The organism is Spirochaeta isovalerica (assembly GCF_014207565.1).
GTDB classification, from domain to species: domain Bacteria; phylum Spirochaetota; class Spirochaetia; order DSM-2461; family DSM-2461; genus Spirochaeta_F; species Spirochaeta_F isovalerica.
In genome coordinates, this window is record NZ_JACHGJ010000001.1 from 512,406 (window position 1) to 525,696 (window position 13,291).

The 13,291-nt window shown below is 38.5% G+C and carries 11 protein-coding genes; 2 read left to right on the forward strand and 9 right to left on the reverse strand.

Translation table 11 applies throughout. The features are described from left to right. Positions 1 to 11: 11 nt before the first annotated feature. The 9 genes from rpsA to rpe form a co-directional block, all read right to left on the reverse strand. On the reverse strand, positions 12 to 2,363 hold the full coding sequence (gene rpsA, locus HNR50_RS02170) for a 30S ribosomal protein S1 (RefSeq protein WP_184743033.1): 2,352 nt from the start codon (positions 2,361 to 2,363) through the stop codon (positions 12 to 14). Continuing rightward, positions 2,360 to 3,124, reverse strand: coding sequence for a pseudouridine synthase (locus HNR50_RS02175; protein WP_184743036.1), 765 nt, complete (start codon positions 3,122 to 3,124; stop codon positions 2,360 to 2,362). The genes rpsA and HNR50_RS02175 overlap by 4 nt, the downstream gene beginning before the upstream one ends. Further along, positions 3,117 to 3,656, reverse strand: a complete 540-nt coding sequence (scpB, locus tag HNR50_RS02180) for an SMC-Scp complex subunit ScpB (protein WP_184743039.1) — start codon at positions 3,654 to 3,656, stop codon at positions 3,117 to 3,119. Before scpB ends, HNR50_RS02175 begins: the two co-directional genes overlap by 8 nt. Further along, positions 3,643 to 4,392 carry a segregation and condensation protein A gene (locus HNR50_RS02185; protein WP_184743042.1) on the reverse strand — a complete coding sequence of 250 codons (750 nt, stop codon included), beginning with the start codon at positions 4,390 to 4,392 and terminating at the stop codon, positions 3,643 to 3,645. Before HNR50_RS02185 ends, scpB begins: the two co-directional genes overlap by 14 nt. A 130-nt stretch (positions 4,393 to 4,522) precedes the next feature. Continuing rightward, positions 4,523 to 5,626: a recombinase RecA gene (gene recA, locus HNR50_RS02190; protein WP_184743045.1), complete on the reverse strand. Its 1,104-nt coding sequence runs from the start codon at positions 5,624 to 5,626 to the stop codon at positions 4,523 to 4,525. Positions 5,627 to 5,742: 116 nt separating this feature from the next. Then, complete coding sequence (locus HNR50_RS02195) at positions 5,743 to 6,732, reverse strand: tetratricopeptide repeat protein (RefSeq protein WP_184743048.1); 990 nt, start codon at positions 6,730 to 6,732, stop codon at positions 5,743 to 5,745. A gap of 73 nt (positions 6,733 to 6,805) precedes the next feature. After that, positions 6,806 to 7,537, reverse strand: coding sequence for a hypothetical protein (locus HNR50_RS02200; RefSeq protein WP_184743051.1), 732 nt, complete (start codon positions 7,535 to 7,537; stop codon positions 6,806 to 6,808). A 337-nt stretch (positions 7,538 to 7,874) separates the two neighbouring features. Beyond that, entirely contained in the window at positions 7,875 to 8,705 is an 831-nt protein-coding gene (locus HNR50_RS02205) for a tetratricopeptide repeat protein (RefSeq protein WP_184743054.1), read from the reverse strand. Positions 8,706 to 8,747: 42 nt separating this feature from the next. Beyond that, complete coding sequence (gene rpe, locus HNR50_RS02210; protein WP_184743057.1) at positions 8,748 to 9,407, reverse strand: ribulose-phosphate 3-epimerase; 660 nt, start codon at positions 9,405 to 9,407, stop codon at positions 8,748 to 8,750. A 153-nt stretch (positions 9,408 to 9,560) separates the two neighbouring features. Here rpe and HNR50_RS02215 point away from each other — a divergent pair, with 153 nt between their 5' ends. Continuing rightward, a complete protein-coding gene (locus tag HNR50_RS02215; protein WP_184743060.1) occupies positions 9,561 to 10,508 on the forward strand; it encodes a tetratricopeptide repeat protein in 948 nt (315 codons plus the stop codon). A 20-nt stretch (positions 10,509 to 10,528) separates the two neighbouring features. Beyond that, entirely contained in the window at positions 10,529 to 13,222 is a 2,694-nt protein-coding gene (gene greA / locus HNR50_RS02220) for a transcription elongation factor GreA (protein ID WP_184743064.1), read from the forward strand. Positions 13,223 to 13,291 lie beyond the last annotated feature (69 nt).

Below are 13,291 nucleotides of genomic sequence, written 5' to 3' on the forward strand. Positions count from 1 at the left end.
TTAAAATCGGATTAATCGTTGTTAATCATATCTCCAAGTGTAAAAGTGGAATCTTCTTCCTCTTCATGCATATACTTGGAAATCTCAGCTTTCTGTTCCCTGAGCTTTAATTCTTTCACAGAAAGAGACAGTCTCTGTCTGGAAGGATTAATCTCGGTAACAGCCGCTGTTATTTTATCTCCGACATTAAATTTCGCAAGGATCTCTTCCGGATCGTCATCGCGATTTACTGTAAGATTGTTTTTATGAATCAGGCCTTCAATATCTCCGGGAACTTTTACAAAAAGACCGAAATCAGTCTTATTCGTTATTTCACCTTCTATCACGCTACCGCGGGGATAGCTGTTTTCAAGTGTCTCCCATGGATCTTGTGAAAGCTGTTTTACTCCAAGAGAGATTCTTCTGGATTCAGGATCGACTCCAATTACAGAAACCTCTACTTCTTCGCCTTCTTTAAGAACAGAAGATATATTCTTTATTTTTCTGGTCCAGGACATATCGTCAGCATGGAGAAATCCATCGATACCCTCTTCCAGCTCAATAAACGCACCGGCGTTAGTTATCTTTTTAACGGTTCTCTTTAAGACCTTTCCTACGGGATATTCATCAATAATCGAATCCCAGGGGTTGGGCATGACCTGTTTGATACCGAGAGAAATTCTTCCCTGCTGTATATCATAACCCAGAATCATAACTTCAACCTCATCTCCAATGGAGAGAACTTCCTGAGGATGTTTAATTCTTTTAACCCATGAAAGTTCCGAGATATGAACCAGACCTTCGATACCCTCTTCTATTTCAACAAATGCGCCAAAGTCAGTCAGTTTGGTAACTTTCCCTTTAACGACATCTTCAACATTGTATCTGCTTTCAAATGTAGACCAGGGATCTTCAGTAAAATGCTTAAGTGAAAGGTTAATTTTGTTGTCTTCAGGCTCAAGTCTGATAACTTTAAGCTTGATTTCCTGATCTTTCTTAACAAAATCTTTGGGTCTTGTTACATGACCCCAGCTCATATCATTTATGTGAAGCAACCCGTCAAAACCACCGAGGTCAATAAAAGCACCGAATGAAGTGAAGCTTTTAACAATACCGGTAACTTCATCACCGATTTTCACATTCTCAAAAAACTCATTTCTTTTGCCTTCAATTTCTTTTTCGAGCCATTCTCTTCTGGAAACAACAATATTGACTCTTTTTTCATTATAAAGTCTTTCAATAAGAAACATGCTCTTCAGGCCGATGTATTCTTCAGGATTCTCAACTCTGGAAATATCTACTTTTGATATGGGGATAAAAGCGCGGAACTCTGTTCCGAAGTCGACCTCAAATCCACCTTTAATGCTCTTTACAATTTTACCTTCAACAGGTGTTTTGTCCTGAAATGCGTCTTTCAGTTTCTTCCAGATTACTTTTGAATCAGCTTTCTTTTTGGAAACAACGATATCTCCGTTTTTTCCTTCCTTTTTCACAAGGACAACACTGATTGTTTCTCCAGTTGCGGGAACATTATCAAAATCTTCTACAGGTATTTTCCCTTCAGATTTGTAACCAATATCTATATAAACATAATCGGAATCTACCTGAATGACCTCTCCGTCAACGAGCTGTCCTTCTTCAAGGCTTTCCAGCCCTTTCAGGTATTCTTCCTGAAGTTCCTGTTGGTTGCTGTCTAATGTTTTTGCGTCCATCTCTGCCATACTTGTACCGTTCTCCTGACTTTTTAAACGATTATCATTAATTTTCTCTGTTACTTTCTCACATACTTCTTCAATGGTCAAGTCAGAAGTATCCAAATATAAAGCGTCCCCGGCAATAATGAGGCTGCCTTCCTTTTTATTCCTGTCTATCCTGTCCCGCTCTTTTATGCTTTCGACTATTTCTTCAAAAGAGCGATCACTGACACCCTGGTCTTTTCTTCTCTTTGCCCGAATCTCAGGACTGGCATCCAGAAATATTTTTATTTCAGCATGGGGGAAAACAACTGTAGTCATATCGCGGCCTTCTGCGACCAGGTCCATGGAACGGGCAATACGTCTCAAGTTTTCATTGACTATATGACGAACCGGTACAACCGCTGAGATCTGTGCGACGAGAGAATCTATCTGATCTGTATGAAGATCATCTTCCACATCTACTTCATTGAGATAAAGTCTTCCCTCTTCGATTTTAAAGTTACAAGCTTCAGCTCCCGCTATAAGCTCATCTTCATTATTATAATCTATGTCATTATTCAGTGCGTACTTTGTAATCGCCCGATAAAAATTACCGGAATTCAAATTGAAGAAGCCATTGTCTCTGGCAATCTTCGAAGAAATTGTACTTTTTCCGACTCCTGCCGGACCATCAATTGCCACGATCATTTGATATTGTGCCTGTTCCCTTTATTATTGTATTTTCCATTTTTGCTGGAACTGTCCCGTAATAAAGATTTAATCTCACGTTCCGATAAATGCCTGAAATGTCCTGAATTGATTCCTGTCAGTTTGACATTTCCGATTCTGATGCGATGAACCTTTTTGACATTAATATTTTGCGATTGAAAAACTTTCCTGAGCTCACGGTTTTTACCTTCTTCGAGAACTATGTTCACAGAATTTGTTCCATTTAACTTGTAGCTTTTCATTTTAAAAAACTCACCACCGACATAAATGCCCTTTTTGAAGTTTTCCATCAGTTCTTCGGGGATTTCTTTTTTCGTTGTAACGACATATTCTTTTTCTACATGAGAGGATGGATGGGTCATTTTTTTTGCGAAATCACCGTCATTAGTAAAAAAAATGAGACCGGATGTTAAGTAATCCAGTCTTCCGACATTGAACAAACGCTGCTTTATCACCGGTGAAATGAGATCTATTGCCAGAGATCGGCCATCGGGATCTTCATTTGAGCAAAGGAATTTTGAAGGTTTGTGCAAGGCGATATAAATATTTTTTCTGGTAGGTTTTATCAACCTCCCATCCATTGTTACCCTGTCATCGTCATCAACTTTTGTTCCTGGCTGAATGACCACGGATCCGTTAACGGAGACTCTCCCCTGTGAAATAATCTCTTCACATTTTCGCCTCGAAGCAACTCCGCATCGGGCCATATATAATTGCAATCTTACTTTTTCATTATCCATTTAATTCGAACCTGTCTCTATCCTGTTCATCTAATTTAGGAAGATCGGCGATACTGTTCAAACGGAATGCTTTCAGGAATTCACTCGTCGTTCCATATAAAAGAGGTTTTCCCGGTACATCTTTTTTCCCGACCTCTTTAACAAGCCCCTTTCTTATCAGTAACCTGATCATATTGTCAGCGGAAACTCCCCGGATATTTTCCACTTCAGTTTTTGTTAATGGCTGAGAATACGCGATTATCGAAAGAGTTTCCATAGCTGCCCGGGAAAGTTTTTCATCATTCTTCTTTCCATAATGATCTTTCAGTATACTCCAAAGCTCTTCTTTTGGAGAAAATGTAAAACCTCCGGAAATCTCAACCAACTCTATTCCATGATAACTCTCTGTATATTTCTCTTTTATGATTGCCAGCGCTTCAACTATGATATTTTCCGCCAGTTCACTGACCCGGACCAGCTGTTTCAAAGATACAGGCTCATTCTCCAGAAAAATAATCGATTCAATAATTGCAGTTTCTTTACTGAGCTCCATTGCTGATATCCCCTGCAAATCTTGTAATTTTAATATCTCCGAAAAGTCGATTCTGATAAAATGCGATATTACTGCTCTTAGCCATTTCCAGTATGGCGAGAAAGGCGCAGATGACTTCCATAACGGAGTCAGGATTTATTATCAGTTCATTAAAATAAAATTCAGGTTTTTTTTCAAGCAATTCATTTATCAGTGTGATTTTTTCATTTACAGAAACTTCTTCATACAAATTAACGATTCTTTCAGAATTGAAATTTTTCATTACATGCGAAAAACTCTTCAGAAGATCCCAGACTTCGATTTCTTCCCAAAGATTGTCTTCTTCCGCAAAAGGGAGTATTTTCTGAGTTTTCTTTCTTTCTATAACCCATTCACTTTTTTTCTCTTTATCTGTCATCAGTTCTGAGAGCTTTTTAAATTTCTGATAATCAATCAGTTTTGCAACCAGTTCCTGCCTCGGATCTTCAACCTCATCATCAAGGTTTATTTCCACCGGCAGTAAAAGCCGGGATTTAATATATAACAACGTTGAGGCCAACACGTAAAATTCTGTGATATTTTCCAGATCTACCTGGGTTGCATATTTAAGATATTCAATATACTGTTCGGTAATTTCATGTATTGGGATATCGTATATATTGACTTCATTTTTTCGGATTAAAAAGAGTAGAAGATCCAGAGGACCTTCAAAGTGATCCAGCTTGTACTTCTGTCTGCTTTCCTTCTGAGTTTCCATAATAACTTATCTCCCAGTATATCATACAAAAACATAATTATATCGATTCAAAGTAAAACAGTACAGCTCTACGCCCCGTTGAATTAATCAAAGAACGAGGTGTAAAATCTACACCTCGTATCGAATCAAATCAAACGTCTTCAATAACAACAGGTTTTTCTGCTGCCTTTTTCTTCTCCGGCAACTTTTCTGCATCACCATTTTTGGATGGGAAAATAATTTCTCTCAGTCTGTTTTCCAGATCTTTGAATATTTCAGGATTGTCCTGTAAATAGGTCTTAACGTTTTCCCGGCCCTGACCAATTCTTTCATCTTTATAAGAATACCAGCTTCCGCTTTTCTGAAGAAGATTGTATTTCAATCCACCATCGATAAGGCTGGCTTCACCGGATAAGCCTTTCCCGAATATAATCTCCAGTTCAGCTTTTCTAAAAGGAGGAGCTACTTTGTTTTTAACTATTTTTACGCGGACTCTGTTTCCAATGGCATCTTCGGTTCCTTTGGACATAGTCTCAATTTTACGGACTTCAATCCTGAGTGAAGAATAAAATTTCAGAGCTTTTCCACCGGTTGTTGTTTCGGGATTTCCGAACATAACACCTATTTTCATTCTGATCTGATTTATAAAAATCAGACAGGTACTGGACTTGGCAATAATGGATGTGAGTTTTCTTAACGCCTGACTCATAAGTCGTGCCTGGAGTCCAACATGAGAATCACCCATTTCCCCTTCAATTTCAGCTCTGGGTGTTAACGCAGCAACGGAGTCAACAATTATGATATCTACAGAACCTGACCTTACAAGAGATTCGGCAATCTCAAGAGCCTGTTCTCCCGTATCAGGCTGTGAAACCCATAACTCATCGATATTAACACCTAGATTTTTTGCGTAGACAGGATCAAGGGCATGCTCGGCATCAATAAAGGCGGCGATTCCTCCCGCTTTCTGAGCTTCCGCTATAGCATGAAGAGCCAGCGTCGTTTTTCCTGAAGATTCCGGACCGTAAACCTCGATAATTCTGCCTTTAGGGTATCCACCAACTCCCAGGGCTTCATCGAGAAGAATTGAACCTGAAGGTATGGTTTCGATCTGAAGGTCAAGCTTATCTCCCATTCTCATAAGAGAGCCTTTACCGTATTCTTTATCTATCTGAAGCCGAACTGCTTCAATTGCTTTGCTTTTCCCTTCCTGGTCCGATATTTTGGTTATCTGTTCTGTTGATTTTTTTGCCATATATCCCTCCCGATATAACAAACGAGCCTATTAACCTTGTCGCTTCAATAAAGATAATAAACGTATCAAGTTTGATGAGCAAGCTTATTTTACAACTTAACGTATGTTTCGTCGATTTATTTAATAATGGATCTGACAGAGACAGCTGTCAATACGATTTTTCCGCCTAAGTTCCGGATTTGTCCCAGGATCTCCATAGGCACAGATTCGTTAAGAGAAGTTTCAAAAGGAATCTCGACACTCACAATACCTTCAAGGATTTTTTCCTCTTCATAACCGACTAGCAAATCGAGTTTAATTTTGTCTTCTTCGTAACTGATATTGGTTATCCTGCCTGTCCAGAGAACATAACAGTTTCTGTAAAGCAAAGGGTTTTCTGCAACTTGCCGGTAATTGAAATTGGTTTTCAATGTCACCATATTTGGTTGTTCGATCAGATTCTCCAGGAGAGAGATCTTACTCTTTAGTTCATCAGAGGCATTTGACATTTTTATCTTGTTGATTTTCATCTGCAGTGAATTATCATCAAAATTGTGAAAATCTTCTACGGCAGACTTAAAAAGGCTTTTTATCTCATCTCCGGTCATCTGGAAAACAAAATTTCCATCCATATTGATCAAGGGGCCGATGTAATTATCAAGTGAAAGATTGACAGCCTGCTCTCGAATATTTTTATCGACCTTTATATAAGGATATAAAGCAAAACTTCCGGCTGCCACGACGACTATCAGAGTCATAATAATCATAAACTGTTTTAAAAGAGGATGAAATCCTTTCATCTTTGGAGTTAATTTGTAGAACTTATTAGAAGTTATGTATTCTTCAAGTTCTGAAGTACTTTTTATTTTTTTAAGAGTTTCCAACCCTTTTCGTGCCAGCCGGTTATCCGGTTCCAGATCAAGAACATTAAGCCACAGTCTTGCGGCGTTTGCCTGGTCCTTTTTTTTCAGATTGACCGCGGCAAGATAGAGTCTTGATTCAATATTTTCATTGTTTACCTGAAGACTGCGTTTGAAATAGAACTCCGATCCTCCAAGGTCTCTTGTGTGCAGACATGAGATACCGAGAAGGAAATAGAATAGTTCGTCTTCAAGATATAAAGGCACTTTCGGCTCCAGAAACCGAATAGCCTGAGGGTATTTCCCAGAACGAATTAATCTGTATGCTTTCTTAAGATCTTTATTCTGCACTTTCATCGGCGTTCAATTTTTCCAGTTCTTCCATTAACTTTTCAAGATAGTCCAGAGTGCTGTCTGTCAGCATTCCTGGATTTGACAGTGAATCAATAATATCCCTGATTTGTTTTATTTTAACAAGAGATTGTACCAGGAAAGTTTTTTTTCCACCTCTTTGATTCTGCTGCAAAGTTTCAGAAGCCTCAGACGTCTCAACTTCATTGACAGTAGTAGATATAGTTTGTGTTTCTGTAGATTCAGGAGATTCATCCTTTAAGTTTATAGAAACCGAATCCTGTGAATCAGCTGTGTCTACAGCTCTCAGAATAAGAGATACCGCAAGCGTGTTTCCGGGAAGAAGGTTTCTGGGGAAGTAAAGAAACATGATAGCACTGTCGTTTTTAGAATAAGGAGCGCTGGTAAAACTTCTTCCGATATTTGCTCGGTATTGAAAGTCAGCTTCATTCAAACGGCTCCAGTTCGCAGCTACAATCTTATCAGGGCTTGTATTTTGCACGAGAACCATAAGAGCCTTTTTTCTATCCCTGTCAATCAGACCGGAAATACAATAATCAAAGGATTTTGACGATTCAACTTCATACTCACTGTTTACGTAGTTTTGAATCTCATCCTCTGAAAAAAGAAAACGGTTTTCAGCCTCAAATACAGTATCCAGAAGGATCTTTAAACCTGTATTCACTGGCGTTTCAGAAGCATTTGAAATTGAAAATCCCATGGTGACGGAATCGGGAGACAGGAAAGAAAGCTCCTGACGCACTATTAACTTCTTTGATCGCCAGATAAAGGTTCCACCGTTCTCGCCGGGATTGAATGTTTTCTTGAAATGAGATGATCCGCCAAGAATATACAGCTCATCATCTTCGTATACAGAAAAATTAGTAGATTCCGGTGATTCCTCTGTTAAAAGTGATTCCGTATATTCATTACCTGTCCAGAACAGCTTGAAATACCCGCTGCTCTCTAGAAAATCGAAAGTCAGATTTTCTCCGGCAATTTCAACTGAAAATAAGGGAAAGGAGAATATGAGAAGCAGTAGAACGATTTTATTTTTTTTATTCCTCAGCCTGTTCATTTTCTCCCGATAATTCCTTTGCCTGTAGAGATTCTAAATAGTTTTCCAGTTTTAAAGCCGCTTCTGACAACCTTTCAAGAGTCTGCGAATCTGCACCGGAAGAACCACTCTCCATATCGATTATCCGTTCCTGATAGGCTTTGATCGTCTGAAGATAATTTTTTTCTCTGTTTCTGTATTCTTCCAGTTCTTTGAGCGATTCTTCATGGCTCCACCTTATTAATTGAAGAAGCTCCTCTTCCCGGAATCTAAAGTCTATGAGAGAAATTTTGTAATTAGAGGCTTCGAATTTATAACTCGCCGGATAATCGCTAACAACTTTTTTGAACATTGCCAGAGCTTCATCGAAATTGCCCGTATTGTAAAGGCATTCACCGATCCAGTAATAAGCATTGGAAACAAAAGGGGAAAAAGGGCTGGATCTTATAAAGCGATTAAACAAATCAACGGATTTGTCATAGTCTTTTTCCAGAAAGAGCAACCTTCCTTTATAATAGTACCCTTCACTGTAATTATTATTTCTCGGGTAATTCAGAAGAAAAAACTCAAGACTGTTTTTCGCATCTTCCAATTCGCCTGCAGCCATATAGGATTTTGCGGTCCAGAACCAGGCATCTCCTGCGTATTGTTCGGATCCCGAATCAATCAGTTCATTAAAGAAATACAAAGCTTCAAGATATTTGCCGTTCCCATAATAGGTTTTACCTTTCTCAAAAAGGATTCTATCTTCTTCTGAAGGGAAAATAGAAAAAGTGACAATAGTCAGGAAAAACAAAAAAAGTATTTTTTTATGTCCAGCATCTACAAACATTTAAGAGACCTCTATTATCTTTTCGGCAACGGCAGTGCTTAACTATATAGTTTCGAGCACCTTTAATTCTTCTGCAGGATCTTCAGAATTGAAAAAAGCTGATCCTGCGACAAAAACATCTACACCGGCCTTTTTGACGAGTGAAACCGTATTTCTGTTTACTCCTCCATCAACCGAAATCTTGTAATTTAGATTATGTTCTCTTCTGAAGTGATCGAGTTGTCTTATTTTCTCGACAGTTGAAGGGATAAGCTTCTGACCGCCATATCCGGGATTAACAGACATAATGAGAATTAAATCGACTTCTGATAACAGTTCAGTTATCAGAGAAACCGGTGTTGACGGAACAATTGAAATCCCGCATAAAACGTTCTCATTTTTAATCGATTGAACTATTCTATGGGCGTGAACAACAGCTTCTACATGAAAAGTTATAGCATCAGCACCGGCTCTGACCATGGGAACAACAAGATTTTCAGGATTGTTAACCATCAGGTGAACATCGAGAAAAAGCTCAGTTTTTTTTCTGATATCATTGACCATTTTTGTACCGAATGTTATTTCGGGGACAAATTGTCCGTCCATAACATCCAGATGAAGCCAGATTGCTCCCGCCGTTTCCGCTTTTTTTATTTCCCTATCGATTTTTGTAAAATCGGCAGAGAGAATTGAAGGCGCACATATAGATTTTTTTCCATTCATATTAATGATTTAAACAGATTTTCACTAAAATATCCAGCATTTCACTTTTACCGTAATATAGCTGCATTAGTCCGTTTTGTTGACTAATTCCTCTGAACGGGTATAATAGAAGAGTTACGAAAAATTTCGGACTGAAGGAACGCTATCTGCCTGATGGATAAGACTGAACAGGATGGCAACAGGCTCACGGATCTCATAAATAGAGTCTACGTGGCCTATAGAAATGGTGCGATCGAAGAATCTGCTGAACTATTAAACGAAGCTCATTCTATCGATTATGACAACCCTCTTGTTTTGTCGGCTCTGAAGTGCACAAGGTTCTGGCTTGACCGTTTCGAGAAACTAGAAACTTCCATGGAAGATTTTGAAAAGGGAGAGTTTCTCGTCAGACAGTGGCTTATTTTTCTGGATAAATTCGGTTGTAACCTGCAGGACTGCTTTGAAGACGGTTTATATAATCTTAAACAGGGCATATTCAGGACAGCGCTGAAGTATTACTCCAGAATTAGAGAAGGAGATAGGGATCCCGAACCGGAAATCCTTCTCAGGATCGGACGCTGTCATAAAACTCTTGGTGATTATGACAGAGCCATAGCAGCCCTGGAGAAAGCGCTAAGAAGGGAAAGCAAATCGTCCCAGATCCTGGCTGAACTGGCGGATTGTTACTTTATGGTAGATAAAATCCGCAATTCGAAAGTTTTTTTTCGTGAAGCTTTTTTCATCGATCCACAAGCTATCGATGTTGAACTGCTGGAAGCGGACATTATTACCAGGCTTGTCGGGGAGGTAAAGAAAAAGGGATATACAGGCAGAGAGCTTAACGAATGGCTTCCTGTTTATGCCGTTATCTTTGGTGTATTCAATGTGAAGAGAGAGCTTCGGCCTATTGAATACGGGAAATTAAAACAGACTATTTTTTCACTTAAAAATGAATTACAGGAGTCTGTCGACAGAAGTCTACTGCTGCCGAGATTAATCAATCACTACTTCTGGTTAATTGATCACTATCTTTGCATCAATAAAGATTGGGAAACTGTTGAAGAAGTATTGTTAAATATCAAATTGCTTCATGTTGGTATATACGAACAGTATACCAACTGATTTATATACGAGAGGGGAATATGTCAGAAAACATTATTAATAAAATTGAAAATTTATTAAATGAAGAAAAATGGACCAGAGCCACGCTAAGCAACTATACCATTGCTAATTTTCAGGATCTCGATGAACTGATTAAAGAAGTTATTACAAACGAATCTGAAAATGAAGTAAAGCAGCTATGTGACGAGCATCTGGAGCATACAAAAAACAGCATTATAGCTTTGTATATTGCCGGAGTTATCGCTCTGAACAGGCAGTTGGTCGACGATTCGAATCTGCTGATGCTCATCAAAATTTTCAGTGATAACCACAAGGTTAACATTGTTGAATACCTGAGCAACAGAATCCTGGAATTCGGGGAGAATAAGTATGCCTTACGCGTTCTCGCAGATTGTTATGATACGGAAAACCAGCAGGACGAAAAAATAAAAATCTGGGAAAGACTTGTTCGCGTCGATTATGAAGAGGCTGAAATTGTTCGGCAGCTTGCGGAAATTGAAGAAGAAAACGGTAAGAAAGAAGCTGCCGTATCCCTCTATAAAAAGGCTATTCACCGGTATATAAATAAGAAATTATATAACAATGTCAGAGAAACATGGAACAAACTGATTGAACTCAGCAGCGAAGATCTCGAGTTCTTTTTTCTCGTTGAAAAGAAAATCGCCAAGACACTCAACAGTGAGAAATCCATTGATCTTCTTGAAGAGCTCTACCCTGTCTTTACAGAAAAAGAGGACTGGGATACAGCTATTGTCATTATTAAAAGAATACTTAAATACGACATCAGAAACGATTGGGCGAGAAAGCAGATAACCAAGTGTTTCAGAAATAAATATGCCGATCATAGCCAGCTTGAAGAATATATCAAGATTTCCAACCTGAACGATAGATGGAGAAATGCTGCAGAGGCTATTGCCGATTTTGAAAAACACATTTCTTTTGATGCCGGAAACTTCGTAAGTCACAAATCCTGGGGTGTGGGAATAATCAAATCAATCGACGATGATACCATTGTTATTGACTTTGTAAAGAAGAGAGGACACAGCATGTCTCTGAAAATGGCTGTCAGCTCTCTTCAGAGTTTACCGAAATCTCACATTTGGGTTCTAAAAAGTGTCTGGACCAAAGAGAAGCTTAAAAGCAGAATCAAAAAAGATATTCCCTGGGCTTTAAAAATCATAATCAGAAGTTTTAATAACTCCGCAGATATGAAAAAGATCAAATCCGAAATTGTTCCCTCAATTCTGACTCCAGGTGAATGGTCTACATGGAGCACCGAAGCCAGAAAGATTCTCAAAACTGATTCGGCATTCGGTAATATGCCGGATAAAGCAGACCAGTATCTTGTTCGAGATAAACCAATTTCTTTTGAAGAAAAAACCTCCAACAAATTCAAAGCTGAAACCGATTTCTTTGATAAGCTTCAGACAATTAATGAATTTCTTGATGATTCTGAACCTGATTCGGATTACTTTCTCGACATGTTCAACTACTTCACATCTTTCCTTAAAGCCGCAAATGTTAACGAACATGTGCTCTGCAGTTTCCTTTTTGTTCAGAAGCTGATTAAAACATACCCGTTCCTCAATCCCGGTATTACATACGGGTTTAAAGATGTGTTCGACGACATTGGTGAAATTGAGGAAGTTGAAAATGTATTCAAAAAGATTGAAAGTGCTGAATTAAGAAGAGATTTCCTACTTCAGATCAAGAAAAACATTGAGAACTGGCATGAATACTATGTAAGACTTTTTCCCATCAGTCTTTCCAGACAGATTCTGGTTGATCTCGATACTAACGGTTATTCCTCTGAAATTAATAAACTGATTTCAGAGATAGTGAATCATTACAGAGAATACAGAGAAGCATTCATCTGGGTCGCTAAAAATGCGAAAGAGGATAACTGGTTCTCAAGACTGGATATCCGTTATGAAAAGATTCTCATAAACATGATTCACCTTCTCGATATCACGTTCAGAGATGTAAGTACGAAAAAATATGCAGCTGCGAACAGGAAAATCAACCGTTCAATCAGTACTTTCCTTTTTAAAGAAAACACTCTGGAAGAGTTTATACTCAACAGCAATGAAGACAGTGTAACAAGACTGTATAGTCTTCTTCAGGACGTGAAAGATCTCGATCCTTCGATTAAAATCGATCTCAAGCAGAAAATCATAGAGAAGTTTCCCGGGATTCAGTTTTACGGCAAGCAGCAAACAGAGTCGGTATCATCTGTTAATCGTGGTATATTCTGTCTCGAAGAAAGCCTTGTGGCGAAGAAAAAAGAACTTAAACATATACTTGAGGTTGAAGTACCCAAGAACTCCAAGGAAATTGGTGTTGCGATTGAAATGGGTGACCTTAAAGAGAATGCTGAGTACAAAGCCGGAAAAGAGAAACAGGAAGCGCTTAATATTGCTGTCGGCCGTTTGAAGGAAGAAATCGAAAAAGCTAAGATTTTCGATTTTAAAAATAGTGATACTTCGAAAGTTTCTTTCGGTATGAAAGTTGCTCTTGAAAATCTGAAAACAAATGAAAACGAGTCATTTACGATACTGGGCCCCTGGGAATCTGATCCCTCTAATAATGTGATATCTTACCTTTCTCCTTTCGGTAATGAGTTGCTCGGTGCTAAAGCAGGTAATGAGTTAAGCTTTGTTATCAATGAAAGGGTGTTTAACTATAAGGTTCTTTCGATAGAGTCATACAAATAATCAGATCTGATTCAGTTCATAGATAATTTAATGATTAAAAAGGCTACCCTGATCAGGGTAGCCTTTTTT

Coding starts and splice junctions, on each gene's coding strand:
- rpsA (WP_184743033.1), bottom strand. CDS start 2,363: ATGATCGTGGCAATTGATGGTCCGGCAGGAGTCGGAAAAAGTACAATT.
- HNR50_RS02175 (WP_184743036.1), bottom strand. CDS start 3,124: ATGGATAATGAAAAAGTAAGATTGCAATTATATATGGCCCGATGCGGA.
- scpB (WP_184743039.1), bottom strand. CDS start 3,656: ATGGAGCTCAGTAAAGAAACTGCAATTATTGAATCGATTATTTTTCTG.
- HNR50_RS02185 (WP_184743042.1), bottom strand. CDS start 4,392: ATGGAAACTCAGAAGGAAAGCAGACAGAAGTACAAGCTGGATCACTTT.
- recA (WP_184743045.1), bottom strand. CDS start 5,626: ATGGCAAAAAAATCAACAGAACAGATAACCAAAATATCGGACCAGGAA.
- HNR50_RS02200 (WP_184743051.1), bottom strand. CDS start 7,537: ATGGGATTTTCAATTTCAAATGCTTCTGAAACGCCAGTGAATACAGGT.
- HNR50_RS02205 (WP_184743054.1), bottom strand. CDS start 8,705: ATGTTTGTAGATGCTGGACATAAAAAAATACTTTTTTTGTTTTTCCTG.
- rpe (WP_184743057.1), bottom strand. CDS start 9,407: ATGAATGGAAAAAAATCTATATGTGCGCCTTCAATTCTCTCTGCCGAT.
- HNR50_RS02215 (WP_184743060.1), top strand. CDS start 9,561: ATGGATAAGACTGAACAGGATGGCAACAGGCTCACGGATCTCATAAAT.
- greA (WP_184743064.1), top strand. CDS start 10,529: ATGTCAGAAAACATTATTAATAAAATTGAAAATTTATTAAATGAAGAA.